This is a genomic window from Halopseudomonas formosensis (genome assembly GCF_900115905.1).
Classification (GTDB): domain Bacteria; phylum Pseudomonadota; class Gammaproteobacteria; order Pseudomonadales; family Pseudomonadaceae; genus Halopseudomonas; species Halopseudomonas formosensis.
The window spans coordinates 222,354-248,325 of record NZ_FOYD01000001.1 but is presented as its reverse complement, the minus strand read 5'-3'; the positions used below and the strand labels follow the sequence as shown (position 1 = coordinate 248,325).

Genomic DNA, 25,972 nt, shown 5'->3' with positions numbered 1-25,972 from the left:
TCAACATACACTCACAACCGGCTCGGCACAAGCAGGATGAGTACTGGATTTTGGTCGTAAGCGCAGGGGAATCGCCGGCTGGAGCGCCCTGTTTCCGGGATTTTGCCGGTTATCCGCCGATTCACGGCAGCGCGGCGCGACAAGGTGTCGCGCCCGAATCAGCGACTACAACCCCTGACGTTTGGCCTCGTCCCACAGGCTGTCCAGCTCCTGCAGATCGGTCTCGGCGAACACCTTGCCGTCCTCCCGCAGCCGGGTCTCGATGAAGCGCAGGCGCCGCTCGAACTTCTCGTTGCCACCGCGCAGGGCGGTTTCCGCGTCCACCTTGAGGTGGCGGGCCAGGTTGACCATGGCAAACAGCAGGTCGCCGATCTCCTCGCCAATCTGCTCCTGATCACGCCGACCGATGGCTTCGCGTACTTCCTGCAGCTCTTCACTGATCTTGTCGATAACCGGGCCGACGCTGTCCCAGTCGAAACCCTCGGCGGCTGCACGCTTCTGCAGCTTCTGCGCGCGGCTCAGGGCCGGCAGCGCACGCGGCACATCATCCAGCAGCGAGAGCTGACGCGGCTCCCCTGCCCGTTCGGCACGCTCCTCGGCCTTGATCTGCTCCCAGCGCTCGCTGATCTGGCCCTCGTCCAGCTTCAGGGTGCCGGGCGGGGTGCGCAGATTGCCGTCGGGAAACACATGGGGGTGGCGCCGCACCAGCTTGCGGGTGATGCCATCCACCACCTCGTTCCAGCCGAACAGGCCGGCCTCCTGACCGAGCTGGGCGTAATACACCACCTGGAACAGCAGATCCCCCACCTCCCCTGCCAGCTGGGCATGGTCGCCGGCAGCGATGGCATCGGCCACCTCGTAGGCCTCCTCCAGGGTATGCGGCGCTATGCTGGCGAAGGACTGCTTCAGGTCCCAGGGACAGCCGTGCTCGGGGTCCCGCAGACGCTGCATCAGATACAGCAAGTCCTCAAGCTGGTAACTCACGCGCGACGCTCCTGACGGTTGCGCCGCGCCTCGATGACGTTGGGCAGCTGACCGATACGGGTCAGCAGGCGACCCAGCAGGTGCAGGTTGGGCACCTCAAGGGTCAGCATCATGCTGGCGTAGTTGTCGTCGCGGTTGGTACGGGTGCTGGCCTCCAGCACGTTGATCTTCTCGTTGGCCAGCAGCTGGGAGACATCCCGCAGCAGACCGGAACGGTCATAGGCCTTGATGAAGATCTCCACCGGGTAGGTCTGCACCGGCTCACCGCCCCAGCTGACCTCGATCAGCCGCTCGGACTCGCGATCCTGCAGTTGCAGCGCGGTGGCACAGTCGGCCCGGTGCACGGTCACGCCACGGCCGACGGTGATATAGCCGATGATGGGGTCACCCGGTACCGGCTGACAGCAGCCGGCCAGCTGCGTCAGCAGGTTGCCGACACCCTGGATGTGCACATCGCCGCGCCGGCCGGACTTCTGCTGGCGCCGGGGAATCAGCTCCAGCTGCTCGGCGTGCCGGTCCGGCTCGACCAGCTGGTGGGCGACGTTGACCACGTGATTGAGCCGTATGTCCCCCGAACCCAGTGCGGCGAACAGGTCCTCCTGGCTGCGGATGCCCAGGCGTTCAATCAGCTGCGCGTAGTCGGTACCGGTCAGCGCCATGCGAGCCAGTTCGCGTTCGAGCATGACCTTGCCGGCCTGCACGTTCTGCTCGCGGGCCTGCTGCTTGAACCAGTGCTGCACCTTGGCCCGGGCCCGGGAGGTGTTGACGTAGCCCAGGTTGGGGTTGAGCCAGTCGCGGCTCGGCCCGCCGGTACGCCCGGTGATGATCTCCACCTGCTCCCCGGTCTGCAGTACGTAGTTGAGCGGCACTATCCGGCCGTTGACCTTGGCGCCACGGCAGTTGTGGCCGATCTCGGTATGCACCCGGTAGGCGAAGTCCAGCGGGGTCGCTCCCCGGGGCACATCCAGCACGTGACCATCGGGGGTGAACAGATAGATGCGGTCGGGTTCGAAATCGACCCGCAGCTGCTCCGCCAGGCCGCCGATGTCGCCCATTTCCTCGTGCCATTCCAGGACCTGACGCAGCCAGGCGATCTTGTCCTCGTAGGCATTGGAGTTGCTGTCGACGTCGGTCCCCTTGTAGCGCCAGTGGGCGCAGACGCCCAGCTCCGCTTCCTCATGCATGGCATGGGTACGGATCTGCACCTCCAGCACCTTGCCCTCGGGGCCTATCACCGCGGTATGCAGCGAGCGATAGCCGTTCTCCTTGGGGTTGGCGATGTAGTCGTCGAATTCGTTGGGGATATGCCGCCACAGGGTATGCACGATACCCAGTGCGGTATAACAGTCCCGGACTTCGGGTACCAGGATACGCACCGCACGCACGTCATAGATCTGGCTGAAATCCAGGCCCTTGTTCTGCATCTTGCGCCAGATCGAGTAGATATGCTTGACCCGCCCGGTGATCTCGCCATCAATGCCGGCGCCGGACAGCTCATGGCGCAGCTGGGACATCACCGCCTCGATGTACTGCTGGCGATCCAGCCGGCGCTCGTCCAGCAGACTGGCGATCTGCTTGTACTTGTGCGGTTCCAGGTAGCGGAAGGACAGGTCCTCCAGCTCCCACTTGATATGACCGATACCCAGACGGTGGGCCAGCGGCGCATAGATGTCGAACACCTCACGGGCCACCCGGTAGCGCTTTTCCTCGGGGGCATCCTTGACCGCGCGGATGGCACAGGTCCGCTCGGCCAGTTTGATCAGCACCACGCGCACGTCGTCGATCATGGTGACCAGCATCTTGCGCAGGTTCTCGACCTGGGACTGGGCATTGAACGCCTTCACCCCGGAGGGGTTGTGGGAAATGCTGATCGCCGCCATGCGCTGCACACCGTCTACCAGTTCCGCGACCTCGTCACCCAGGCGCAGGCGAACGTCCTCCGCCGTGGTCTTCTGCTCGCGCACGGCGCGGTAGATCACGGCCGCCACCAGGGATTCCTGATCGAGTTTCAGGTCGGCAAGGATTTCCGCCATTTCCAGACCGGTGCGGTAACTGCTGGCTCCGTTGGCCCAGCGATGCTCGGTCTGGCTGGTGTCACGATCCAGCTGGGCAGCCCATTCGCAGGCCTGCTTGAGCTGCTGCGGTTCGGGCAGCGGCACGCGTTGCTGGATACGTTCAATCCAGGCGTCGATATCTACAGTGCCATCCTGGTTGACCGGATGCTCTGCTCTGACTTGTACCATTACTTTCTATCCTTGCCCGACACGAAGAGTGCCATGGCTTCCACATGTGCAGTCTGGGGGAACATGTCCATGATACCCGCCTGCACCAATCGATAACCCGCCGCCGACAGAATGCCTGCATCCCGTGCCAGGGTGGCAGGGTTGCAGGACACATAGAGTATCCGTTGCACCCTTTTCTGCGCCAGCATGCCGGCCATCTGTGCCGCACCGTCTCGGGGCGGATCCAGCAGCGCCGCATCGTAGTCCTGATGCAGCCAGGCGCTGTCCAGGCTGTTCGACAAGTCCGCCTGGTAAAAGTGCGTCTGGCCCAGGCCATTGAGCCGGGCATTGGCGGCGGCCCGTTCGACCATCTCGGCACTGCCCTCGACACCGGTCACCAGGGCCCCTGCCCGGGCCAGCGGCAGGCTGAAGTTGCCGACGCCACAGAACAGATCCAGGACCCGCTCACCGGGCTGGATAGCGAGCCAGTCCAGGGCCTGATTGACCATCTGCCGGTTGATCTCGGCATTGACCTGGGTGAAGTCACCGGCGGCGAAATGGAAGGTCAGTTGCTGGTCATCCAGCCGATAGGCCGGCTGAGCGCCGTCGCCGCTGAGGCAATGCAGGATTCCTTCGCTGCCCGATTGCAGATAGCAGGCCAGCCCGTGGCGACCGGCCAGGTCCAGCAGCCGCTGCCGGTCCGCCTCGCTCAGGGGCCGCAGGTGCCGCACGATCAGACCGGGATGCAGCCCGCCCACCAGCTCCACATGACCCAGGCCGCTGCGCCCTTCGAGCAGTTGCAGTTGCTCCGACAGATCCCGCAGCACCCCTTCCAGCCGGGGGATCAGCACCGGGCAGCGACTGATCTCCACCAGTTCGCTGCTGGCACGCTGGCGATAGCCGACCTGCAGCCGGCCGCTGCGCGGGTCCTCGCGCACCGACAGCCGGGTACGCTGACGGTAACCGTACTCGGGCCCGGTGAGCGCCGGCATCCAGCGCTCGGGCTGCAGACCGGCAAAGTGTTCCAGCTGCTGACTCAGCGCCTGCTGCTTGAGCTGCAGCTGGGTGGATTGGGGAACATGCTGGAGACTGCAACCGCCACACAGGGCAATGTGCGGGCAGGCGGGTTCCTGCCGCTCGGGACTGGCGGTGCGCAGTTGCTCGAGACGCGCCTCGATCAGCTTGCTGCGCGCACGCACCACCCGCGCGACCACCTGTTCGCCGGGCAACCCGCCCTCGACGAACACGGTGCGCCCCTGCCAGCGGCCGATACCGCGGCCGTCATGGGTAAGACGCTCCAGGGAAAGCTCGATGCGCTGGCCTGTCGCTGCCGGAGCATCAGTCGCCCGTCTGGGTCGACCCCGCCCCCTATTCATGCGCGGCCATCAAACACCCCGGTGGACAGGTAGCGATCCCCCCGGTCACAGATGATCACCACTATCACCGCATTCTCCAGTTCGGCATTGAGCCGCAGCGCCGCCGCCACGGCGCCGCCGGAGGACACGCCACAGAAGATGCCCTCTTCCCGCGCCAGACGACGCATGGTGTCCTCGGCCTCCTGCTGGCTCATGTCCACCACCAGATCCACCCGGCTGCGGTCGAAGATGCTGGGCAGGTACTCCTGCGGCCAGCGGCGGATACCCGGAATGGCAGCCCCTTCGGTCGGTTGCAGGCCGACGATCTGGATGTCCGGGTTCTGCTCCTTGAGATAGCGGGACACCCCCATGATGGTGCCGGTGGTGCCCATGGAGCTGACGAAGTGGGTCACCTGACCCTGGGTGTCGCGCCAGATCTCGGGGCCGGTGCCCTGATAATGGGCCTCGGGATTGTCCATGTTGCCGAACTGGTCGAGCACCTTGCCCTTGCCGTCACGCTGCATCTGCAGGGCCAGGTCGCGGGCGCCTTCCATGCCCTCTTCCTTGCTGACCAGGATGAGTTCGGCGCCGTAGGCGGTCATGGCCCACTTGCGCTCGCCGCTGGAGTTCTCCGGCATGATCAGGATCATGCGGTAGCCCATGATCGCCGCTGCCATCGCCAGGGCGATGCCGGTGTTGCCGGAGGTCGCCTCGATCAGGGTGTCGCCGGGGCGGATGTCACCACGCTGCTCGGCCAGGCGGATCATCGACAGCGCCGGACGATCCTTGACCGAGCCGGCGGGGTTGTTCCCCTCGAGCTTGAGCAGAATGGTGTTGCTGGTGTCACCGGTCATGCGTTGCAGGCGGACCAGGGGGGTATTGCCGATGCAGTCGGCAATGGTCGGAAAGCTGGTTTTCATCATACATCCTTCAGCGGGGGCAAACCGGGCAGCTGCCCCGGTGGTGCTTTTCGATCTATGATAACGGCAACCGGGAAAGGGATGCACACATTGAATAAGCCAGCGATGAAACGCCAGTCGTCAATGGGGATCAACGCCCGCCTGCTGCTGATGACCCTGCTCCCCACCGGCCTGATGGCGCTGGTGATGGGCGGCTACTTCAGCTGGCAGCAGCTGCGTTACACGGAAGAACAATTGCTGCAGCGCGGCCTGATGACCATGGAATACCTGCAGCAGCCGGCCGCCACCGCCCTGCTCAACGGTGATACCGGGCAGATCGGCAGCATCCTCTACAACGCCCTCAATTATACCGACGTCCGCGCCCTGACCCTTTACGACACCGAGATGGTCGCGCTGGAACATCGCGGCCCGAGGATGTACCCGGCGGGCCAACCCCTGCCTAACGTCGGCCTGGCCGCCGGCACCGGCCTGCAGATCCAGCGCAGCAGCCATAGCAGTCGTTTCATGATGCCCCTGCTGGCCAGTGCCGACCTGCCCTCGCGCCAGGACTATCCGCAGATCGAGGCCGACAGCCTGCTCGGCTGGCTGGAGGTGGAGCTCAGCCATGGCAACACCCAGCTGCGCCAGTACCAGGGGCTGCTGGCGACCCTGATGACCATTCTCGTCGGGCTGGGTCTGACCGCGGCGGTGGTGTCGCTCATGGGCCGTCGCATCACCCAGCCGATCCTGCGGCTCAACGCCGCCATCAACCAGATCAGCCAGGGCCACTTCGATGTACGCCTGACCGATCAGGGCAGCCGGGAGCTCGAGGACCTGGCCCAGGGCATCAACAACATGGCCCAGACCATGCAGAGCGCCCAGGGCGAGCTGCAGCAGAACATCGATCAGGCCACCGAGGACCTGCGCCAGACCCTGGAAACCATCGAGATCCAGAACATCGAGCTGGATCTGGCGCGCAAGACCGCCCAGGAGGCCAGCCGCATCAAGTCGGAGTTCCTGGCGAACATGAGCCACGAGCTGCGCACCCCGCTCAACAGCATCCTCGGCTTCACCACCCTGCTGCAGCGCAGTGACCTCACCGCACGTCAGCAGGAATACCTGACCACCATCAGCAAGTCCGCCGACAGCCTGCTGGCGATCATCAACGAGATTCTCGACTTCTCCAAGATCGAAGCCGGCAAGCTGGTGCTGGAGAACCTGTCGTTCAATCTGCGCGATCTGGTCGACGAGACCCTGACCATGCTGGCCCCCAGCGCCCACAGCAAGGGACTGGAGCTGGTCAGCATCATCTACCGCGACACCCCGCTGGGGCTCAGCGGCGACCCCATGCGGCTCAAGCAGATCCTCGCCAACCTGATCAGCAATGCCATCAAGTTCACCCATGAGGGCTCGGTCAGCGTCCGGGTCATGGCCGAGCAGCAGGACAGCGAACAGGTGCTGCTGCGCATCAGCGTCAGCGATACCGGCGTCGGCCTCTCGCCGACCCAGCAGAAGGCACTGTTCAAGGCCTTCAGTCAGGCCGACAACTCGCTTTCCCGCCAGGCCGGCGGTGCCGGGCTGGGGCTGGTGATCACCAAGCGGCTGGTGGAGCAGATGCAGGGCGAAATCGGCCTGCGCAGTCAGCCCGGGGAAGGCTCCGAGTTCTGGTTGACCCTGCGCCTGAAGCGCTCGATCCACAGTGAGGACGACCTGCCCGAGCGACCGCTGCTGGGGCTGCGTGCCGCCCTGGTGGAACCCCAGTTGCTGAGCCGGCAGATGCTGCTGCACAGCCTGGAGAACGTAGGCCTGTCGGTGCGCATGTTCGACAATCCCCGGGAGCTGCACGAGGCGCTGACCTCACCGGTACACCGTGACCACTCGCTGCAGCTGGCGCTGGTCAGCACCCGGCATACCAGCACCCCGCCCGGGGAAACCCTGGAGCTGATCCGCCAGTGGTCCGAGTTCAATATCTGCAAGAGTCTGGTACTCACCGACACCACCGAGCATTACCCCCTGCTCGACCGCCTGCCGCGCTCCATGAGCCAGACCCTGTCCAAGCCGGTCAATACCCGCAAGCTGTACCGTGCCGTACTGCAACTGCTCGATGGCGGCCAGCCGGCACCGGCGCTGCCGGTGCTGCCCAACCCCAGCCGTATTCCGCAGGTACTCTGCGTGGATGACCAGCCCGCCAACCTGCGCCTGCTGGAAGCCTTCCTCGCCGATATCGGCGTGGCTGCCCTGCTCGCCCACAGCGGCGAGGAGGCCCTGGACATCCTCACCGAATCCCCGGTCGATCTGATTTTCATGGACGTGCAGATGCCGGGCATGGATGGCCGCCAGGTCACCAGCGAACTGCGCCAGCGCGAGGAGATCGCCGGTTTCGACCCCGTACCCATAGTGGCGGTCACCGCCCATGCGCTGGAAAGCGAACGGCGCCAGCTGATGCAATGCGGCATGAACGATTATCTGACCAAGCCCATCACCGCCGAGCAGCTGCGCCAGACGGTGAACAAGTGGACCGGAATGCTGACCCACGAGGGCGAGCCGGTAGTACCGCCGCTGTCGACGCAGCGCGACGAACCGCCGGAGCCCGAAGCGACGTCACCGGCGGTGCTGGATCATGAAGAGGGGCTGAGACTGGCGGCAGGCAAGGCGGATCTGGCCCGGGACATGTTGCAGATGCTGCTCAGGGACCTTCCGGAAACCGCCCGCAGCATCGCCTCCGCCCGACAGCAGGGCGATCAGGCCGCCCTGCGCGAGATCATTCACAAGCTGCACGGCGCAACCCGCTACTGCGGCGTACCGCAACTGCGCGCCTGCTGCCAGGAAGCGGAAACCCGACTGAAGAAGGGAGAGGACAGCGCGGCGGCCGTGGAGGCGGTACTGGTGGCGATCTCGCGTCTGCGCGAAACCGCCGAAGCCTCAGTCGGTTGACCACAGGGCGAAGGCCAGCGCCTGCTCGCGCTCATCACTGAGCGACAGCAGCATGCGCCCGCCACCCCCCTGCTGCAGCCGCTCCAGCGCCGCGCCGCTGAGGGTCACCAGAGGGGCGCCATAGGCGTCGTTGTCGATCTGCATGTGCTGCCAGGACATGCCCTTGGCCAGTCCGGTCCCCAGCGCCTTGAGAATCGCCTCCTTGGCCGCGTAGCGCTTGGCCAGATAGCGCGCCGGCTGCGAGTGCGCGAGGAAGCGCTGCAGTTCGGCGGGCGTCAGGATGCGCCGGGCAAAGCGTTCACCCTGGCGCTCCAGCACGGCCTCGATACGGCTGAGCAGCACCAGATCGGTGCCTATTCCCACTATCACTGGCAGGCTTCGCCGGTGGCAATCAGGGTTCGCATCTCGGTCACTGCCGCGGCCAGTCCCGAAAACAGCGCCCGGGCGATGATCGCGTGACCTATGTTGAGCTCGTTGATGCCGGGAATGGCGGCGATCGGCTCGACGTTGTGATAGTGCAGGCCGTGTCCGGCGTTGACCACCAGACCCAGCTTGCGTGCATAGGCCACACCCTCGCGGATGCGCACCAGCTCCCGGTCCTGCTCCGCTCCACTGGCGTCGGCATAGTGTCCGGTGTGCAGCTCGATGACCGGGGCGCCGGCATCGCGCGCGGCCTCGATCTGCCGCGGGTCGGCATCGATGAACAGGGACACCTCGCAGCCGTACCCGGCCAGTTGCTCCACCGCCTGCTGCACCCGTGCCAGGTTGCCGGCGACATCCAGACCGCCTTCGGTGGTCAGCTCTTCGCGCCGCTCCGGCACCAGGCACACGTGGGCCGGACGGATCTCGCCGGCAAAGGCCAGCATCTCGTCGGTGATGGCCATTTCCAGGTTCATGCGCGTCTGCAGCACTTCGGCCAGCAGGCGGATGTCGCGCTCCTGGATATGCCGGCGGTCCTCGCGCAGGTGTACCGTGATGCCGTCGGCACCGGCCTGCTCTGCCTCGATGGCGGCCTGGACCGGATCCGGATAGCGAGTACCACGGGCCTGACGCAGGGTGGCCACATGATCGATATTGACACCTAGCAGTACACGCTGGGGATGACTCACTGTTGCTCTCCTTTGATGGAAGGGGTTTGCCGGCGGAACAGGCTGCGACTGACCAGCGGCCGGTCGCCGAGGTGGACACTCAGGGCCTGGCGCATCAGCTGTTTGGCGGCGCGCAGGGTGGCCGGCGCGCTCCAGTCGTCGGCCGCCATGGCCAGCAGCGCGGCACCGGACAGCCCGATGGCGCCCGGCAGCGGATCATGCAGGGGTCGCAGCCCCTCGCCGGCGTACCAGGCATAGTCCCGGTGCCGATCCAGCGGCTGGCCGTGGGCGTCCTCGGTGAGGCTGAAACCATAGCCCAGAAGCTCCAGCAATTGCCACTCGAACCGCCGCAGTATGGGCTCCACCGGGTCACCGGCGGCAAGCTGTTCAAGGCTCTGCTGATAGGCGGCAAACAGGATCGGCTGGGGTTCACCGCCAACCAGCAGGCGCACCAGCAGTTCGTTGAGGTAGAGTCCGCTGAACAGGGTCTCGCCCTGCAGCAGGCTGAAACGGCCGGCAACTTCGGCCTGGGTCAGGGTTTTCAGTTCCGAGCGCCCGCCCAGCCCCACCAGCAGGGGCATGAAGGGCTGCGGCGAGACCTTGCGCCGCTGACCACGTGCGCCACGCCAGACCACCCGTTGCAGACCATGATGCAGGGTCAGCAGGTCGACCAGGGCACTGCTGTCCCGGTAGGGGCGGCTGTGCAGCACATAGGCCGGACTCAGCGACGGGGTCATGCTCAGTCGAAACGGTAGCCCAGCGAGTTCAGTGCCCGCTCGTCATCGGACCAGCCACGCTTGACCTTGACCCAGAGGTTCAGCATCACCTTGCTGCCGAACAGCTTCTGCATGTCCAGCCGGGCCTCCTGGCCGATCTTCTTCATGCGCGCACCGCCATCACCGATGATGATCTTCTTCTGGCCGTCGCGCTCGACCAGGATCAGCGCATGGATGTGCAGCACCTTGCCGACCTTCTCGAACTGCTCGATCTCCACCGCCACCTGATAGGGCACTTCGGCGCCCAGCTGGCGCATGACCTTCTCGCGCACCAGTTCCGCGGCAAGGAAACGCGAGCTGCGGTCGGTCAGCTGATCCTCGGGATAGTAATGCTCGCTCTCCGGCAGGCGCTCGGCCACCAGCTGTTCCAGACGTTCGATGTTGCCGCCATGCAGCGCCGACACCGGCACTATCTCGGCATTCGGCAGCTGGCCGGCCAGCCATTCCAGATGGGGCAGCAGCTCGGCCTTGTCCTCCAGCCGGTCAACCTTGTTGACCACCAGCAGCACCGGACACTCCAGATGCCGGACCTTGTTCCAGACCATCTCGTCCTCATCGGTCCAGCGCGTGCGGTCGACCACGAAGAGCACCACGTCGACATCGCGCAGCACCTGGGAGGCACTGCGGTTCATGAAGCGGTTGAGGGCCTTCTCGGCGTCCTTGTGCAGGCCGGGGGTATCCACGTAGATGGCCTGGACATTGTCCTCGGTCTTGATTCCCAGCAGGGTGTGCCGGGTGGTCTGGGGCTTGCGCGAGGTGATCGCCAGCTTCTGTCCCAGGATATGGTTGAGCAGCGTCGACTTGCCCACATTGGGCCGCCCGACGATTGCCACATAGCCGCAACGCGGCGCCTTATCGCTCATTCACTTTTCTCCACGCCCATGGCGATGAGGGCCAGTCTGGCGGCTTCCTGCTCGGCCAGACGGCGACTGCTGCCGACCCCCGAGGTCTTGCCGGTCATGAGTTCGACCCGGCATTCCACGCGAAAGGTCCGGCAATGGGCCTCACCGCTGATATCCACCACCTCGTAATGGGGCAGATCGCTGTGCTGACTCTGCAGGTACTCCTGCAGGCGGGTCTTGGGATCCTTGTTGTTGTCGACCAGGGTCAGGCTCTCCATGTGCCCGGCCAGCCACAGCAGGATGCGCTCGCGGGCCGCCTGCATGCCGCCGTCCAGGTAGATGGCGCCAATGATGGCTTCGGTGGTATCGGCGAGGATGGATTCACGGCGGAAGCCGCCGCTCTTGAGTTCGCCAGAGCCCAGGCGCAGGTATTCGCCCAGATCGAATCCCTTGGCCAGCTCGGCCAGGGTGACGCCCTTGACCAGCCGCGCCCGCAGGCGTGACAGCTGGCCTTCCCGGGCCTGCGGGAAGCGCTCGAAAAGCGCTTCGGCCGCTACAAAATTCAGAATCGAGTCGCCGAGAAATTCCAGCCGCTCGTTGTTGCGCCCACCCAGGCTGCGATGGGTAAGCGCCAGTACCAGCAGATCCTGATTCCTGAAACTGTATCCTATCTTTCTTTCCAGTCGGTCTAGCTTGTTGCTCACTTTAGAGGTCTGACAATATGGGTTTCATCAAAATGGACCAGCAGGTCCACGGTGTTAAGCAGCGGTGAGCGCACCTCGTACTTGATCACCACAGTATAGGTGTTGGTACCGCTGGCAGTGACGGTAATGGCTTCATCGGCCTTGATATCGCGGATACTGTTGATCTGCATGCCCTTGGTGATATGCGCCTGCAGGTCGCGCAGCGAGCCGATCTTCAGGCTCGGGTCCTCGTTGACCGAGGTGACTATCTTGCGCAGCGCAAAATGGTCCAGGTAGATGGGCGTCAGCTTCATGGCGACGACAGCGCCGAACACCACCAGTGCAATGACCGCCAGCCAGCCAAAAAAAGACATGCCTTTCTGAGAATGCCGCATGGTAACCCTCGTACGTCCGTTGTTGATATCGTTGCTGCCACTGTCCCTGGCTGAGTTCACCGCATCAGTCGATCAGCCCTACTCTGGAAAAACTAGGCAGATTCTTCAGTTTAGGTTCCGGCCAGTGCATCCACACGGCAAAGGCCTTGCCGACAATATAGTTGTCCGGAACCATTCCCCACAACTCCGTCGGCATATCCGCTGAGGACCAGTAGCGACTGTCGTTGGAGTTGTCGCGGTTGTCGCCAACCATGAAGTAGTGCCCTTCGGGTACCATCCATTCCCGCGCCGGCGGTGTCTGCGAGACCTTCTTGTAACGGGCCTCGTGGACGGCATCGCCCAGCTGTTCCTGATAGATGTCAACCCGGGCCAGGGCCTGCAGCGGATGGCCAGCGGGCACTTCGTCGTCGGCCACGGTGCGCAGCAGCTCGCGCTCGACCGGTTCACCGTTGACGAACAGCTGCTTGTCGGCGTAACCGATGCGGTCACCGGGCAGGCCGACCACCCGTTTGATGTAGTTGATGCGCGGGTCGTTGGGATAGCGGAAGACCATGACATCGCCGCGCTGCGGCTCGCCTACCGGAATGATCCGGGTGTCCAGCACCGGCAGGCGGATGCCGTAGGAAAACTTGTTGACCAGGATGAAGTCGCCAACCTCCAGGGTCGGCTTCATCGAGCCGGAGGGAATCTGGAAGGGTTCCACCAGGAAGGAGCGCAGGATCAGCACCACCGCCAGCACCGGGAAGAAGGACTTGCCGTATTCGACCAGCAGCGGCTCCTTGTTCAGGCGCTGCAGGGTGCCCGGATCCACCACCGGTGCGCTGGATTCGTAGGCGTTGACGGCACGACGGCGCGCCGGCGCCAGCCACAGGAGATCGAGCAAAGCAAGAAGGCCGGTGACAGCCACGGCGATCACCAGCAACAGCGGAAAATTGATATGCATAGTCAGACTTGCAACGCCCCCGGGACCCTAGTTGTCTACTTTCAGCACGGCAAGGAAGGCTTCCTGCGGAATCTCCACGTTACCCACCTGTTTCATCCGCTTCTTGCCGGCCTTCTGCTTCTCCAACAGCTTCTTCTTGCGGCTGGCGTCACCGCCATAACACTTGGCCAGTACGTTCTTGCGCAGCGCCTTGACCGTGGAGCGCGCCACGATCTGACCACCCATGGCTGCCTGGATGGCAACATCGAACATCTGCCGCGGGATCAGATCCTTCATCTTCTCGACCAGCTGGCGCCCCTTGTAGGCGGCGTTGTCGCGGTGCACGATCAGCGCCAGGGCGTCGACCTTCTCGTTGTTGATCAGGACATCCAGCCGCACCAGCTTGGCCGCCTGGAAGCGGTCGAAGGCGTAATCCAGGGAAGCATAGCCGCGGCTGACCGACTTCAGTCGGTCGAAGAAGTCGAGTACCACCTCGTTCATCGGCAGATCGTAGCTGACCTGCACCTGGGTTCCGAGGAAGACCATGTCGCGCTGTACGCCACGCTTCTCGACACACAGGGTTATGACGCTGCCAAGATGGTCCTGGGGCACAAGAATATTGGCGCGCACGATCGGCTCGCGCATCTCCTCGATCACCGCCGGGTCGGGCAGGCGCGAGGGGTTGTCGACATAGATGATGTCGCCGTTCTTCTTCACCACCTCATAGACCACGGTGGGGGCGGTGGTGATCAGGTCCAGGTCGTACTCGCGCTCCAGGCGCTCCTGGATGATTTCCATGTGCAGCATGCCGAGGAAGCCGATACGGAAACCGAAGCCCAGCGCATCGGAGCTTTCCGGCTCATACTGCAGCGCGGCGTCGTTGAGGGTGAGTTTCTCCAGCGCGTCGCGGAAATCCTCGAAATCGTCGGAGCTGACCGGGAACAGACCGGCGAACACCTGGGGCTGCACCTTCTGGAAGCCGGGCAGCATTTCCACGTCGGGTGTGCTGGACAGGGTCAGGGTGTCACCCACCGGGGCGCCGTGAATGTCCTTGATGCCGGCGATGATGAAGCCCACCTCACCGGCCTTGAGGTCCACGGTTTCGGTGTGCTTGGGGTTGAATACGCCGACGCTGTCGACCTGGTGGACCTTGCCGGTGGACTTCACCAGCACCTTGTCACCCTTCTTGATCCGGCCCTGTTTGACACGGACCAGGGACACCACGCCCAGGTAGTTGTCGAACCAGGAATCGATGATCAGCGCCTGCAAGGGAGCCTCGATCTCCCCCTCGGGCGGCGGGATCACCTCGATCAGCCGCTCCAGCACGTCCTCCACACCAATGCCGCTCTTGGCACTGCAGACCACGGCGTCGGTGGCGTCGATGCCGATCACGCTCTCGATCTCTTCCTTGACCCGCTCCGGTTCGGCCTGGGGCAGGTCGATCTTGTTCAGCACCGGCATCACTTCCAGGCCCTGCTCGATCGCCGTGTAGCAGTTGGCCACCGACTGCGCCTCCACGCCCTGGGCAGCATCCACCACCAGCAGCGCGCCTTCGCAGGCCGCCAGCGAGCGACTGACCTCGTAGTGGAAGTCGACGTGACCGGGGGTGTCGATGAAGTTCAGCTGGTAGGTCTTGCCGTCCCGCGCCTTGTAGTAGAGGGTGACGCTGTGAGCCTTGATGGTGATGCCGCGCTCACGTTCCAGGTCCATGGAATCCAGTACCTGGGCCTCCATCTCACGTTCGCTCAAGCCACCGCAGATCTGGATGAAGCGGTCGGCCAGGGTCGATTTGCCATGGTCGATGTGGGCAATGATAGAGAAGTTGCGGATCAGGCTGAGGTCGCTCACTGCAGGGTTCTTCCAGAGATGGTTTGCCAGACATGGCGGTGACCGGGGAGTGCCCCCGAAAACAGCCCGCAAGTGTACCCGATTCCGCTACGGCACGCCATCTGTCCCGGTGTGCGCCCGGGCCCGGAGGCCCGGGCACACACCGGCAGAAGCAGGTTTATTCGGACAGACGGAAGGTGATGTAGCTGGCGCGTCCCTGACGGATGACGCGCATGGAGATGGAGCGGTTGACCGGCAGCTCCCGGGCAACCTTCTCGAAGTCCGCGGCGGACTGGATCGGGCGGTTGTTCAGGTTGGTGATCACATCGCCGGGACGCAGGCCGATCATGGCACCCGGACCGGCGCGCACCTCACGCACCGCCACACCGTGATTGAGATCCAGCGCTTTCTTCTGTTCGGGAGTCAGCTCGACCACCGCCAGACCCAGCCGGTTATCCGTGGCCGAAGGCGCATTGGGGGCTGCAGAGCCCGCCGCAGCCAGGGCATCGTCGTCGGGCAGCGCGCCGATTTCCACGGTCAGCTGCTCACGCTTGCCACCGCGCATGACCTGCATGGTGGCCCGGGTACCGGGACGCAGACGACCCACCGCGTGCGGCAGATCCGAGGACATGACGATGTCCTGATCATTGAGCTTGAGAATCACGTCACCCACCTGCAGGCCACCCTTGTCACCGGGACCGTCAGGCATGATCTGCGCCACCAGGGCGCCGGCGGGACGGGGCAGACCGAAGGACTCGGCCAGATCCTTGTTGACTTCCTGAATCACTACACCCAGCCAGCCGCGGCGCACCGCACCATCACTCTTGAGCTGTTCGACCACATCCATGGCCACATCCACCGGAATGGCAAAGGACAGCCCCATGAAACCACCCGAGCGGGTAAATATCTGCGAGTTGATGCCGACGACCTCACCCTTGAGGTTGAACAGCGGACCGCCGGAGTTGCCGGGGTTGATCGCCACATCGGTCTGGATGAAGGGCACGTAGCTCTCGTTGGGCAGGCTGCGACCCTTGGCACTGACGATCCCGGCGGTAACCGAGTACTCGAAGCCGAAGGGCGAGCCAATGGCCAGCACCCACTCGCCGGTCTTCAGGTCGGCGGACTTGCCCATGCGTACCACCGGCAGGTCGGCGCCGGCATCGATCTTGAGCAGGGCCAGGTCCGAGCGCGGATCAGCACCCACCAGACTGGCTTCCAGTTCGCGGCGGTCGGACAGACGCACGAAAATCTCGTCCGCTCCACTCACCACATGGTTGTTGGTCAGGACGTAACCGTCCTTGGAAATGATGAATCCCGAGCCCAGGGACTGGGCCTGACGCTGGGGAGCAGAGCGCGAGCCATCGGGAATGCTGCGTTCGAAGAACTCCCGGAAGATCGGGGGCAAGCCTTCGAGTTCGGGGATCATGGGGCCCATCCCGGCGCCGCGGGCGGGCACATTCTGTCGGGTGCTGATATTCACTACCGCCGGAGACGCCTCTTCCACCAGATCGGTGAAGTCGGGCAACTGGGCCGTTGCTGCGGATTGCCAAGCCAGCAACCACAGACCCACCACCATCAGCAACCATTGCCGTACTGCTGTCATATGGGTATCACTCCTTTACGCGTATCTCGCTGACAACGCCCGGCGCGTCGACCGCCCTGCCCAGCAGCCTCGGCACGAATGCCGGGTCACCCTGCGTGCGACGCGCGAGCCAGCCGGTAACGGCAAACCCGGCACCCAGGCCGGAGACTGCCGCGAAAACAATCCAGGGCTCAGCCGCACCATTGCTCTGCGCCAGCAGAGCCCCGGCAAAAAGCCCCAGCAGGGGAACAAGATAAACCAGTACCGAACCCCGCACCACGGCGTTTTCCTCGATACCGATCACCACTTCGTCCCCTGCCCTGTAATGACTGACGGGGGCCTCGTCGACCACCCGGATAGCCCCCTGCCGCGCGCCCAGCCCCAGCCGTTGCAGTACCGACTGGCCGCAGCCGTTACGCGCCTGACAGCTGTCGCAGGCACTGCGGCGCACCGTCTCTATCCAGAGGCAATTGCCCTCCACGGAGAGCACGCGGCCGCGCTCCTCGATCACCGCCGGGCTCCCACCACCGCTTCGCTCAGTGAGTCGGCTATGCGCTCTGCGGCACGCGGCGGAATCTCGCCGACCACCGTGGCCAGATAGAAGTCGCTGTCAGCCATGAGCCGGCGACTGACCGCAACAGTGGGCCCGAGTCGTGCACGCAGATCCTCGGCCAGCTTGTCACGCCCCAACGGTTCGACAAAGAGGGTGAAGCTGGTCAGACCATCGCTGTAGATCTGCGAGCTGACATAAGGCCCATCACCATTGATGCTCTGGATCTGGCGCTCACCCAGAGTGAACCCCGGCGGGATCCACTGGGGCTCCCAGAACGGAACGTCCACCCCTGCCGGCGGCTCCACGACGCTGACCTCGCGACAGGATTCCCCTGGCTCAAGCCCGCTGCTGTAGTTTTCTTCATCAAAGGAGATGGTGGTGAACTGGAAGCGCTCGAGCAGTTCCCGACTCTCATCGACCAGCAGCGACTTGAGCAACAGCCCGGTCTCGTGATCGATATACAGCTCATGGGCGAAGCGGAAGCCGTCCTTGGGCTGGATGCCGATGACGGTCACATCACGCGAGGCAATCCGGGTCGTGCCCAGGTTACGCATGCTGTACCACTCGAGAAGCTGTTCGGGGTCCACCCCCGCTCGCAGCGAGGTCTGTGAGCGGCCCTGGGAAAGGGAGGAGTTGGTGGCGCAGACCAGACGGCCATCCTGTCGCAGCCATTCCTGGTAGCGTCCGGCGGTCTGCAGAAGGCGCTCCCGAATACCGTCATCACCAACCTGCTTCCAGATGTCCTGGGTGGTGAAGATACCGGAACGCTCGTATACATAGGAGCCATGGTAGCTTTGTTCTCGCACTGCCTGCGCCATTCGCTCCAGCCAGAGAGTACTGTCTGCAGCCCATAGCGCAGGGGATGCAAACAGGGTGGTCGCTCCTAACCACCCGATCACGCTTTTCAGTCGTGGCACTAGTTGTTTTCCAGGCTCGCTGCACGTGCATAGGGCACCAGCTGGGGTGCACTCTGCGCATTGTTCTCCGCATGGCGACGCAGGTAGGTACCCATGCGCTGCTCCTGCCAGTCCGAGGGCTCGCTCATCTGTTCGGTCGGCTGGGGCTTCTGATCCGCATGGGACGAGAAACCTGCCAGCACCGCGCCGGCACCCACGGGCGCAATGGCCGGGGCAGCGCTTACCGGTGCACTGGTCGCGGGTACGCCATGCTCAACCGAAGCCATCTGACTGGTCACTGCCGGGTCATGGTTGACCATGCGCACACCTACCAGCACGGCGACGGTAACCGATGCCGCCACGGCGACACGCCCCAGATGGGTCTTCCAGCGCGAGGAGGTCCGGGCCTTGACCGCCAGCTGCGGCTCGTCCGCCAGCGCGGCGGCAATGCCGGCCGACAGGTCGATCCCGGTGTTCCAGGGCTCCTTGTGCATGACAGATCTTGCCAGCTGGTATCTTTCCCAACTGCGGCGTACATCCGGATCCTGTTCACTGGCATGAAGGACGCGGCGCACTTCCAGTTGCTCTGCCTCGTCGTCCATGAGCGCGGAAATGGATTCGCGCAAGGATTCGCTACTCATTGATCTACCTCTGTCATAAAAGGCCCCGCAGGGCATCACGGTTTCCCGGAGTCACGCTTCGAGCAGCGGCTTCAGGGCTTTATCGATGGCTTCACGTGCTCTGAATATCCTTGATCGCACTGTACCCACCGGACACTCCATCACATTTGCTATGTCTTCGTAGCTCAGCCCTTCGAACTCGCGCAAGGTCAGAGCCATTCTCAAATCGCTCGGCAGCAGCTGCAGGGTACGGTTGACTACCTGCTCGATCTCGTCACGCAGGAGATCTCGCTCAGGTGAGTGAATGTCCTTGAGTGCACTGTCGCCGTCATAGTACTCGGCATCCTCGGCTGCGATATCGGAATCCGGTGGCCGACGCCCCCGTGCCACCAGGTAGTTCTTGGCCGTGTTGATCGCGATCCGGTACAGCCAGGTGTAGAACGCGCTGTCTCCTCTGAAATTCGCCAGAGCACGATAGGCCTTGATGAAAGCTTCCTGAGCCACATCCTGCGCCTCGTGCCCATCGTGTACGAAACGGGTCACCAGGGCGAGAATCTTGTGCTGATATTTCAACACCAGCAGGTCGAACGCCCGCTTGTCTCCCTGTTGTACCCTTTCGACCAGTTGCTGGTCGGTCTGTTCAGTCATGGTGAAGACCCACCGGGGCACCCGCGCCCTGACCCGACAGACTCATTCTGTTGCGATAGACCCGCGATGTAACCAAAAGTTCTCCCCTCACTCAGGTTCAGCTCTCAGAGCCTGAAGCAAGAACAAAGTTCCGCAACAGGTGATAAATTCTGATGATATTCAGCAATGGATGCGCCCGCAACGCTGAGACGCCACGAGTGTCGGCCCGTTCCGCGCGCCACTCTCCCCTTGCAGGTAGTACTCTGTTACAACCTGCTCTTATAATTCAGCCACCAGCCTCACCGGCAGGGTCCGACACTGGCATGAAGAGACCTCAATGACCCGACAACAGCAATATGATGTACTGGTAATCGGCAGCGGCGCAGCAGGACTGACACTGGCTCTGAACCTGGCGGACCGGCTCAGTGTAGCCGTACTCAGCAAGGGCAGTCTCTCGGAAGGCTCGACCTTCTGGGCCCAGGGTGGCGTGGCGGCAGTACTCGACGACACCGATACCGTCGACGCCCACGTGCAGGATACCCTGATCGCGGGCGCCGGCCTGTGCCATGAGGATGCCGTTCGACAGATCGTCGGCGACAGCCGGGAAGCCATCGGCTGGCTGATCCAGCAGGGCGTACCCTTCACCCGTGAACGGGGCGAGGACGGCACCGAGACCGAGGACTTCCACCTGACCCGCGAAGGTGGCCACAGCCACCGTCGGATCATCCACGCCGCCGACGCCACCGGCGCCGCCATCTTCAACACCCTGCAGCGCCAGGCCCAGGCACACCCGAACATCGCCCTGCTGGAAAACCGGGTCGCCATCGACCTGATCACCAGCAGCAAGCTGGGTCTGCCGGGCCACCGCTGCCTCGGCGCCTACATCCTCAACCGCGACAGCGGTCATGTGGAGACCTTCAGCGCCCGATTCACCGTACTGGCTACCGGCGGCGCGAGCAAGGTGTATCTCTACACCAGCAACCCGGACAGCGCCTCGGGGGATGGCATCGCCATGGCCTGGCGTGCAGGCTGCCGGGTGGCCAACCTGGAGTTCAACCAGTTCCATCCCACCTGCCTGTATCACCCCCAGGCCAAGAGCTTCCTGATCACCGAGGCACTGCGTGGTGAAGGGGCGGTGCTCAAGCTGCCCGACGGCACCCGCTTCATGCCCCACTTCGACGAGCGTGCCGAACTGGCGCCCCGGGACATAGTCGCCCGCGCCATCGACCACGAGATGAAGCGTCTGGGGCTGGATTGCGTGTATCTGGACATCAGCCACAAGCCGGCCGCCTTCATACGCGAGCACTTCCCCACGGTTTACGAGCGCTGCCTGAGCTTCGGCATCGACATCACCCGCGAGCCGATCCCCGTGGTCCCGGCGGCGCATTACACCTGCGGCGGCGTCATGGTCGACAGCAACGGCCAGACCGATGTGGACCAGCTGTACGCCATCGGCGAGACCAGTTTCACCGGCCTGCATGGCGCCAACCGCATGGCCAGCAACTCACTGCTGGAATGCATCGTCTACGGCCGCGCCGCCAGCCGCCACATTCTCCAGCGATGGGACAGCGCGCCCCTGCCGGATCAGCTGCCGCCGTGGGATGAGAGTCAGGTGACCGATTCCGACGAGGATGTGATCATTTCCCACAACTGGGACGAGCTGCGGCGCTTCATGTGGGATTACGTGGGCATAGTGCGGACCACCAAGCGCCTGCAGCGGGCCAAGCACCGGGTGGACATGCTGCTGGCGGAAATCCACGAGTTCTACAGCAATTACCGGGTCTCCCGGGACCTGCTGGAGCTGCGCAACCTGGCGCTGGTGGCGGACCTGATCATCAGGTCGGCGATGTTGCGCCGCGAGAGCCGCGGGCTGCACTACACCCTGGACTACCCGCAGCTGCTCGACGAAGCGCGGGATACTATTCTGCAGCCGCCCAGCGCTGACGACTGAAGCGCAGACGCAGGCGCAGGCGCCGCAGGGAATCCTCGGTGGCGGCGTCGGCGGGCAGTATCACCGACACCGGGAGCAGACGGCCGGGCTCGCGCAGGCGGACCACAGTGAGCAGGGCACTGACGAAGGTATCCGCCTGCAGCCGTGCGCCCGCTTCCGAGCCGTCACGGCGCAGCACGTGCCAGCCCTCCTGGTCAAAGCGCAACCCGGTCACCGAGTCGGCATGGCGCAGACTGACCTGCCGCGGCCAGATCCACAGGCAGTGGAACCACAGCAGCAGGCCGCAGACCAGCGCCGGCAGCGCGGGCATGGCACTCTGATACAGGGCGACGCAGCCGAGCAGCGTCAGCAGTATCAGCAGTGCGCCAAGCCAGCGCGAAGGCTGACGCCTGAGCAGCAGGGTGTCACTTGGGCTGTACACGGTCCAGTATCATCCTCACGATGCGTCGCAGATCCGGGTCCTCCGGTTCGCCACGCTGCATGAACCAGACGAACATGTCCTGGTCCTCGCATTCCAGCAGTCGGCGGTAGCGCGCCTTGTCCTCGTCATCCAGCGAGGGATAGGCTTCTTCAAGAAAAGGTACCAGCAGCACGTCCAGCTCGAGCATGCCGCGCCGGCTGTGCCAGTACAAACGCTTCTTTTCCACTTCTGCCGACATCCAGACCTCTCCATCAATAAAAGATTGCTTCGAAGGGCAAGTATAACCCCTGGCGAGCACACCGGCACTGACAACGGCCCGCCACAGTCCTATGATGTAGCCTCGCGTCCGTTAACCCGAGTACTGGAGACCGTCAGAGACCATGCCAGCCTTCCCCGATCTGTCCCTCCTGTTCCCCACCGAATTGCCCGACTCTTTACCCGCCACCGGCCTGGCCCTGCTCGATCAGGAGGCCGTACTGGCAGTGCAGGGCACCGACGCCACCCGTTTTCTGCAGGGTCAGCTGACCTGTGACGTGGCCGCCCTGCAACCCGGCGAACATACCCTTGGCGCCCGCTGCAATCCCCAGGGCCGCATGCAGTCGAGCTTCCGCCTGCTGAAGCTGAGCGAGCAGAGCTACCTGCTGGCCATGGCGGCCGACCTGCTCGAACCCCAGCAGCAGGACCTGAACCGTTACGCGGTGTTCTTCAAGGTACAACTCACCGATGCCAGTCAGCAGTGGGTGCGTCTGGGTCTGTGGGGTGAAGCGGCGGCGACGGCCATCGCCGGGGCGGACCTGGCGCAGGCCAGCGACGACGAAGAGACTGGCCGGGCCTTGGCGACAGGTGAGCATACCTGGGAGATCTGGTTGCCGGCGGCCCAAGCGGAGAAAAAGGTGCGCGCCCTGAGCACACAGGCGCAGCCCCTGCCCGTCGAAGCCTGGGAGCTGCAGCAGATCCGCCTGGGTCTGGGGCAGGTGCGCGGCGGCACCCGCGAAAGCTTCATTCCGCAGATGCTCAACCTGCAGCAACTGGGCGGTGTGAGTTTCCGCAAGGGCTGCTATACCGGCCAGGAGATCGTTGCCCGCATGCAGTATCTGGGCAAGCTCAAGCGGCGCATGTATCGCCTGCTGTGGGATGGCGAGCAGGTACCGGCACCCGGCACTGCTGTCCACCGAGCCGGCCAGAGCCAGTCGGTGGGCGAGGTGGTGATGGCGGCCCGGGCCGGCGGGCAGATCGAGCTACTTGCCGTACTGCAGAAGGACGCGGCAGAATTGCCGGATCTGACACTGGCTGACAGCGCCCAGCCACTAAGGGTATCCACCCTCCCCTACGAACAACAGATGGCTGCCGACGAGGCTGCCCACTGACTCAAGGAAGACACTATGACCGATCTGGCCGAGCGCATTCAGGACGAACTGATTCAGGCAATCGAACGGGATCAGCTGGTGCTGCCCACCCTGCCCGAGGTGGCATTGCGCATCCGCGAGGCCGCCGAGGACCCGGATGTCAGCATCGGCGAGCTGGCCCGGGTGATCAGCACCGACACCGCACTGAGCGCGCGGCTGATCAAGGTGGTCAACAGCCCGCTGCTGCGCTCCCGTCAGGAGATCACTGACCTGCAGATGGCGGTCAACCGCCTCGGCGTGGTCTATACCGCCAACCTGGCTACCGGGCTGGCCATGGCCCAGCTGTTCCAGGCCACCACCGACATCATCGACCAGCGCATGCGCGCGGTGTGGGCCCGCAGCACCGAGGTGGCCGGCATCAGCCATGTGCTGTGCAAGCATTACACCCGGCTCAAGTCGGATCAGGCGACCCTGGCGGGCCTGGTGCACCTGATCGGCGTGCTGCCGATCCTCAGCTACGCCGAGGAAAACAGTGAGCTGCTGCAGGACTCCGTCACCCTGGACCTGGTCATCGAGCGCATCCATCCGCTGATCGGCGATCGTATCCTCGCCGCCTGGGAATTCCCACAGCCACTGCGCCGCATCCCCAGCGAGCATCTGGACTTCCAGCGCCAGCCTGAGAGCGTGGATTACGCCGATATCGTCCAGGTGGCCATGCTGCAGAGCATCGCCGGGACCGAGCACCCCTTCACCCAGCTGGACTGGAGCCAGATTCCCTCCTTCGCACGACTGGGACTCAATCCGGCCAGTGATCAGGAAGAGGAAGACCTGTCCGCGGAAATGGAAGCGGCCATGGCCCTGCTCGGCTAGGTCCTGTCCCGGGCCGGGGGTACAATGACGGCTCCGGATGGTCCATTTCCGCCCAAGGAGAAATCATGCCCCGCCCTGTGAACCTTCTCGCCCGCCTGGGTATTCGTCTCCCGCTGATCCAGGCGCCCATGGCCGGCGTTTCAACCCCGGCACTGGCTGCGGCGGTATCCAATGCCGGCGGTCTGGGTTCGCTCGGTATAGGACCATCCCCGGTGACCCAGGCCCGACAGATGATCGAACAGACCCGGGCGCTGACCGACCGTCCCTTCAACATCAATGTGTTCTGCCACGCTCCGGCGCAGCCGGATCCGGCGCTTGAGGCGGCATGGCTGGAGCATCTGCGCCCGCTGTTCCGGGAAATCGGCGCCGCCGAACCGAGCGCGCTCAAGGTCGGCTATCCGAGCTTCGTCGAGGATGACGCCATGCTGGAGATGCTGCTTGAGCAACGCCCGGCGGTGGTCAGCTTCCACTTCGGTCTGCCCTCTGCCGACGCCCTCAGGGCCCTGCAGCAGGCAGGTATCTGCCTGCTGGCCAGCGCCACCAGTCTGGAAGAGGCCAGGCTGATCGAGCAGGCCGGGCTGGACGGCATCGTTGCCCAGGGTATCGAGGCCGGCGGTCACCGTGGCATCTTCAACCCCGATGGCAACGACGAACAGCTGAGCACGGCGGTACTGGTACGCCTGCTGACCTCCCGCTGCCGACTGCCGGTAATCGCCGCCGGCGGCATCATGGATGGCCAGGGCATCCGTGCCATGCTGGATCTGGGTGCAGCCGCCGCGCAGCTGGGTACGGCCTTCATCCTCTGCCCCGAGTCATCGGCCAACGAGGGTTACCGGCAGATGCTGGCCAGCCCGCGCGCCGGGCATACCCGGCTGACCGCAGCCATCTCCGGCCGCCCGGCCCGGGGCCTGCTCAACCGGCTGATCGAGCACGGCAGCGCCGCCGACAGTCCACGCCCGGCGGGTTACCCCATGGCCTATGATGCGGCCAAGCAGCTGCATGCCGCCGCCAGTCAACAGGGCATTCGGGAATTCGCTGCGCACTGGGCCGGCATGGGCGCGCCCCTGGCCAGGGCGCTGCCGGCGAGCGAGCTGGTCGCCCGGCTGATGGAGGAATGCGGCTGGCCCTGATGAGGCCGCTCAGAGCGGCGGCAGCTGCCAGTCGATCGGCTCGCGCCCGTTCTTGACGAGGTAGGCATTGGCTGCGGAGAAGTGCCCGCAGCCGATGAAGCCACGGTGCGCCGACAGCGGTGAGGGATGCACGCTCTTGAGCACGCAATGGCGCGACTCATCGATATGCGCTCCCTTCTTCTGCGCATAACTGCCCCACAGCATGAACACCAGGTGCTCGCACTGCCGATCGAGGATCTCGATGATGCGCGAGGTGAAGCGTTCCCAGCCGCGATTGGCGTGGGCGCCGGCCTGGCCCTGGGTCACCGTGAGCACCGCATTGAGCAGCAGCACCCCCTGTTCGGCCCAGCTCTGCAGACAACCATGATCGGGCACCGGATGGCCCAGATCGCGCTGGATCTCCTTGAAGATGTTCTGCAGCGAGGGCGGCGGTCGCACACCGGGCTGTACCGAGAAGCACAGCCCGTGGGCCTGACCCGGCCCGTGGTAGGGATCCTGGCCGATGATCACCACCTTGACCTGCTCCAGCGGCGTCGAATTGAGCGCGTTGAAGATCTGCGGGCCGGGGGGATAGACGGTCCTGCCGGCGGCCTTTTCCGCAATCAGGAACTCCCGCAGCTGCTGCATGTAGGGCTGTTCGAACTCATCGCCGAGGGCCTGCTTCCAGTCCTCGGCCAGTTGCACCGGCCGACTCATGGACTGGTGGGCGCCGCCGGTACCGCCTGGGCGTTACAGCGCACCACACGCTGGCGGCCGTCCACCAGCAGACCGGACAGGCCGTTGTGCCGGGTGGCATGCAGGATCATCACGCCGTCCACGCATTCGGCAACGTAATCGGCCGGCCGCGCCTGCAGCTGGCCCGCCTCGCTGGAGCCCAGGGTCACCAGACCGAAGTCGGCCACCAGCAGCCCCTCCTCCTCTCGGGCAAAATTCAGGTAGCCATAGAAATGCAGTATGGCCATGGTCAGGAACAGGGTGCCCAGTGCGGTCAGGATATAGGGCAACTTGTTGACTTCCTGCTGCTCGCTCACGGCGATCCTCCTCGGGAA

Annotated in this window: 26 protein-coding genes; 5 read left to right on the top strand and 21 right to left on the bottom strand. The window is 64.3% G+C overall.

The window, feature by feature from the left end; genetic code table 11:
- Positions 1-165: 165 nt before the first annotated feature.
- Genes mazG through cysM form a run of 4 tightly spaced genes read right to left on the bottom strand, consistent with a single transcriptional unit; the run spans position 166 to position 5,481 of the window.
- Positions 166-984 carry a nucleoside triphosphate pyrophosphohydrolase gene (gene mazG / locus BM046_RS01240; protein WP_268875165.1) on the bottom strand — a complete coding sequence of 273 codons (819 nt, stop codon included), beginning with the start codon at positions 982-984 and terminating at the stop codon, positions 166-168.
- Positions 981-3,227, bottom strand: coding sequence for a GTP diphosphokinase (gene relA, locus BM046_RS01235; RefSeq protein WP_090536181.1), 2,247 nt, complete (start codon positions 3,225-3,227; stop codon positions 981-983). The genes mazG and relA overlap by 4 nt, the downstream gene beginning before the upstream one ends.
- Positions 3,227-4,582, bottom strand: coding sequence for a 23S rRNA (uracil(1939)-C(5))-methyltransferase RlmD (gene rlmD, locus BM046_RS01230; protein WP_090536179.1), 1,356 nt, complete (start codon positions 4,580-4,582; stop codon positions 3,227-3,229). The genes relA and rlmD overlap by 1 nt, the downstream gene beginning before the upstream one ends.
- The gene (cysM, locus tag BM046_RS01225; RefSeq protein ID WP_090536177.1) at positions 4,579-5,481 is read right to left on the bottom strand and encodes a cysteine synthase CysM; all 903 of its coding nucleotides are present in this window, start codon (positions 5,479-5,481) and stop codon (positions 4,579-4,581) included. The genes rlmD and cysM overlap by 4 nt, the downstream gene beginning before the upstream one ends.
- Positions 5,482-5,586: 105 nt before the next feature.
- Here cysM and BM046_RS01220 point away from each other — a divergent pair, with 105 nt between their 5' ends.
- A complete protein-coding gene (locus BM046_RS01220) occupies positions 5,587-8,394 on the top strand; it encodes a response regulator (RefSeq protein WP_090536176.1) in 2,808 nt (935 codons plus the stop codon).
- Here BM046_RS01220 and acpS read toward each other — a convergent pair.
- The 13 genes from acpS to rpoE form a co-directional block, all read right to left on the bottom strand.
- Positions 8,383-8,763, bottom strand: a complete 381-nt coding sequence (acpS, locus tag BM046_RS01215) for a holo-ACP synthase (RefSeq protein ID WP_090536175.1) — start codon at positions 8,761-8,763, stop codon at positions 8,383-8,385. The two genes, BM046_RS01220 and acpS, sit on opposite strands and share 12 nt — an antisense overlap.
- Positions 8,760-9,503 (bottom strand): pyridoxine 5'-phosphate synthase, encoded by a 744-nt coding sequence (gene pdxJ, locus BM046_RS01210; protein WP_090536173.1) that lies wholly within the window; start codon positions 9,501-9,503, stop codon positions 8,760-8,762. Before pdxJ ends, acpS begins: the two co-directional genes overlap by 4 nt.
- Complete coding sequence (recO, locus tag BM046_RS01205) at positions 9,500-10,219, bottom strand: DNA repair protein RecO (protein ID WP_090536171.1); 720 nt, start codon at positions 10,217-10,219, stop codon at positions 9,500-9,502. The genes pdxJ and recO overlap by 4 nt, the downstream gene beginning before the upstream one ends.
- A gap of 2 nt (positions 10,220-10,221) precedes the next feature.
- Positions 10,222-11,121, bottom strand: a complete 900-nt coding sequence (era, locus tag BM046_RS01200; protein WP_090536169.1) for a GTPase Era — start codon at positions 11,119-11,121, stop codon at positions 10,222-10,224.
- Positions 11,118-11,804 carry a ribonuclease III gene (rnc, locus tag BM046_RS01195; RefSeq protein ID WP_090536167.1) on the bottom strand — a complete coding sequence of 229 codons (687 nt, stop codon included), beginning with the start codon at positions 11,802-11,804 and terminating at the stop codon, positions 11,118-11,120. Before rnc ends, era begins: the two co-directional genes overlap by 4 nt.
- Positions 11,801-12,157, bottom strand: coding sequence for a DUF4845 domain-containing protein (locus BM046_RS01190; protein ID WP_177197760.1), 357 nt, complete (start codon positions 12,155-12,157; stop codon positions 11,801-11,803). Before BM046_RS01190 ends, rnc begins: the two co-directional genes overlap by 4 nt.
- A gap of 85 nt (positions 12,158-12,242) precedes the next feature.
- The gene (gene lepB / locus BM046_RS01185; protein WP_090536163.1) at positions 12,243-13,121 is read right to left on the bottom strand and encodes a signal peptidase I; all 879 of its coding nucleotides are present in this window, start codon (positions 13,119-13,121) and stop codon (positions 12,243-12,245) included.
- Positions 13,122-13,148: 27 nt separating this feature from the next.
- Positions 13,149-14,948: a translation elongation factor 4 gene (lepA, locus tag BM046_RS01180; protein ID WP_090536161.1), complete on the bottom strand. Its 1,800-nt coding sequence runs from the start codon at positions 14,946-14,948 to the stop codon at positions 13,149-13,151.
- A 157-nt stretch (positions 14,949-15,105) separates the two neighbouring features.
- Positions 15,106-16,530: a DegQ family serine endoprotease gene (locus tag BM046_RS01175; RefSeq protein ID WP_090536159.1), complete on the bottom strand. Its 1,425-nt coding sequence runs from the start codon at positions 16,528-16,530 to the stop codon at positions 15,106-15,108.
- Between the two features lie 7 nt (positions 16,531-16,537).
- Positions 16,538-17,020 (bottom strand): SoxR reducing system RseC family protein, encoded by a 483-nt coding sequence (locus tag BM046_RS01170; RefSeq protein ID WP_090536157.1) that lies wholly within the window; start codon positions 17,018-17,020, stop codon positions 16,538-16,540.
- Positions 17,017-17,961 carry a MucB/RseB C-terminal domain-containing protein gene (locus tag BM046_RS01165; RefSeq protein ID WP_268875167.1) on the bottom strand — a complete coding sequence of 315 codons (945 nt, stop codon included), beginning with the start codon at positions 17,959-17,961 and terminating at the stop codon, positions 17,017-17,019. The genes BM046_RS01170 and BM046_RS01165 overlap by 4 nt, the downstream gene beginning before the upstream one ends.
- 17 nt (positions 17,962-17,978) lie before the next feature.
- The gene (locus BM046_RS01160; protein ID WP_090536154.1) at positions 17,979-18,599 is read right to left on the bottom strand and encodes a sigma-E factor negative regulatory protein; all 621 of its coding nucleotides are present in this window, start codon (positions 18,597-18,599) and stop codon (positions 17,979-17,981) included.
- Positions 18,600-18,650: 51 nt separating this feature from the next.
- A complete protein-coding gene (gene rpoE, locus BM046_RS01155; RefSeq protein ID WP_090536860.1) occupies positions 18,651-19,226 on the bottom strand; it encodes an RNA polymerase sigma factor RpoE in 576 nt (191 codons plus the stop codon).
- Between the two features lie 316 nt (positions 19,227-19,542).
- Here rpoE and nadB point away from each other — a divergent pair, with 316 nt between their 5' ends.
- Positions 19,543-21,156 (top strand): L-aspartate oxidase, encoded by a 1,614-nt coding sequence (gene nadB / locus BM046_RS01150; protein WP_090536152.1) that lies wholly within the window; start codon positions 19,543-19,545, stop codon positions 21,154-21,156.
- On the opposite strand, the gene BM046_RS01145 is transcribed toward nadB, so the two are convergent.
- Both BM046_RS01145 and BM046_RS01140 read right to left on the bottom strand, forming a co-directional pair.
- Entirely contained in the window at positions 21,125-21,577 is a 453-nt protein-coding gene (locus BM046_RS01145; protein WP_090536150.1) for a hypothetical protein, read from the bottom strand. The genes nadB and BM046_RS01145 overlap by 32 nt on opposite strands.
- Positions 21,561-21,815: an FAD assembly factor SdhE gene (locus BM046_RS01140; protein ID WP_090536148.1), complete on the bottom strand. Its 255-nt coding sequence runs from the start codon at positions 21,813-21,815 to the stop codon at positions 21,561-21,563. The genes BM046_RS01145 and BM046_RS01140 overlap by 17 nt, the downstream gene beginning before the upstream one ends.
- Positions 21,816-21,957: 142 nt before the next feature.
- Between BM046_RS01140 and ygfZ the strand changes: the two genes are divergently transcribed.
- The 3 genes from ygfZ (at position 21,958) to BM046_RS01125 (ending at position 24,923) form a co-directional block, all read left to right on the top strand.
- Complete coding sequence (gene ygfZ, locus BM046_RS01135) at positions 21,958-22,944, top strand: CAF17-like 4Fe-4S cluster assembly/insertion protein YgfZ (protein ID WP_090536146.1); 987 nt, start codon at positions 21,958-21,960, stop codon at positions 22,942-22,944.
- A 15-nt stretch (positions 22,945-22,959) separates the two neighbouring features.
- The gene (locus BM046_RS01130; RefSeq protein WP_090536144.1) at positions 22,960-23,793 is read left to right on the top strand and encodes an HDOD domain-containing protein; all 834 of its coding nucleotides are present in this window, start codon (positions 22,960-22,962) and stop codon (positions 23,791-23,793) included.
- A 65-nt stretch (positions 23,794-23,858) separates the two neighbouring features.
- Positions 23,859-24,923, top strand: a complete 1,065-nt coding sequence (locus BM046_RS01125) for an NAD(P)H-dependent flavin oxidoreductase (RefSeq protein ID WP_090536143.1) — start codon at positions 23,859-23,861, stop codon at positions 24,921-24,923.
- A gap of 9 nt (positions 24,924-24,932) precedes the next feature.
- On the opposite strand, the gene ung is transcribed toward BM046_RS01125, so the two are convergent.
- Both ung and BM046_RS01115 read right to left on the bottom strand, forming a co-directional pair.
- Positions 24,933-25,619: a uracil-DNA glycosylase gene (gene ung, locus BM046_RS01120; protein ID WP_090536142.1), complete on the bottom strand. Its 687-nt coding sequence runs from the start codon at positions 25,617-25,619 to the stop codon at positions 24,933-24,935.
- Positions 25,616-25,954 (bottom strand): hypothetical protein, encoded by a 339-nt coding sequence (locus tag BM046_RS01115; RefSeq protein WP_090536140.1) that lies wholly within the window; start codon positions 25,952-25,954, stop codon positions 25,616-25,618. Before BM046_RS01115 ends, ung begins: the two co-directional genes overlap by 4 nt.
- Positions 25,955-25,972: the final 18 nt, after the last annotated feature.

What these genes read in the sequence shown, in the direction of transcription:
- relA (WP_090536181.1), bottom strand. Translation starts at nt 3,227, where the DNA reads ATGGTACAAGTCAGAGCAGAGCATCCGGTCAACCAGGATGGCACTGTA.
- rlmD (WP_090536179.1), bottom strand. Translation starts at nt 4,582, where the DNA reads ATGAATAGGGGGCGGGGTCGACCCAGACGGGCGACTGATGCTCCGGCA.
- cysM (WP_090536177.1), bottom strand. Translation starts at nt 5,481, where the DNA reads ATGAAAACCAGCTTTCCGACCATTGCCGACTGCATCGGCAATACCCCC.
- BM046_RS01220 (WP_090536176.1), top strand. Translation starts at nt 5,587, where the DNA reads ATGAAACGCCAGTCGTCAATGGGGATCAACGCCCGCCTGCTGCTGATG.
- recO (WP_090536171.1), bottom strand. Translation starts at nt 10,219, where the DNA reads ATGACCCCGTCGCTGAGTCCGGCCTATGTGCTGCACAGCCGCCCCTAC.
- era (WP_090536169.1), bottom strand. Translation starts at nt 11,121, where the DNA reads ATGAGCGATAAGGCGCCGCGTTGCGGCTATGTGGCAATCGTCGGGCGG.
- BM046_RS01190 (WP_177197760.1), bottom strand. Translation starts at nt 12,157, where the DNA reads ATGTCTTTTTTTGGCTGGCTGGCGGTCATTGCACTGGTGGTGTTCGGC.
- lepB (WP_090536163.1), bottom strand. Translation starts at nt 13,121, where the DNA reads ATGCATATCAATTTTCCGCTGTTGCTGGTGATCGCCGTGGCTGTCACC.
- BM046_RS01175 (WP_090536159.1), bottom strand. Translation starts at nt 16,530, where the DNA reads ATGACAGCAGTACGGCAATGGTTGCTGATGGTGGTGGGTCTGTGGTTG.
- BM046_RS01160 (WP_090536154.1), bottom strand. Translation starts at nt 18,599, where the DNA reads ATGAGTAGCGAATCCTTGCGCGAATCCATTTCCGCGCTCATGGACGAC.
- rpoE (WP_090536860.1), bottom strand. Translation starts at nt 19,226, where the DNA reads ATGACTGAACAGACCGACCAGCAACTGGTCGAAAGGGTACAACAGGGA.
- nadB (WP_090536152.1), top strand. Translation starts at nt 19,543, where the DNA reads ATGACCCGACAACAGCAATATGATGTACTGGTAATCGGCAGCGGCGCA.
- BM046_RS01140 (WP_090536148.1), bottom strand. Translation starts at nt 21,815, where the DNA reads ATGTCGGCAGAAGTGGAAAAGAAGCGTTTGTACTGGCACAGCCGGCGC.
- ygfZ (WP_090536146.1), top strand. Translation starts at nt 21,958, where the DNA reads ATGCCAGCCTTCCCCGATCTGTCCCTCCTGTTCCCCACCGAATTGCCC.
- BM046_RS01130 (WP_090536144.1), top strand. Translation starts at nt 22,960, where the DNA reads ATGACCGATCTGGCCGAGCGCATTCAGGACGAACTGATTCAGGCAATC.
- BM046_RS01125 (WP_090536143.1), top strand. Translation starts at nt 23,859, where the DNA reads ATGCCCCGCCCTGTGAACCTTCTCGCCCGCCTGGGTATTCGTCTCCCG.
- ung (WP_090536142.1), bottom strand. Translation starts at nt 25,619, where the DNA reads ATGAGTCGGCCGGTGCAACTGGCCGAGGACTGGAAGCAGGCCCTCGGC.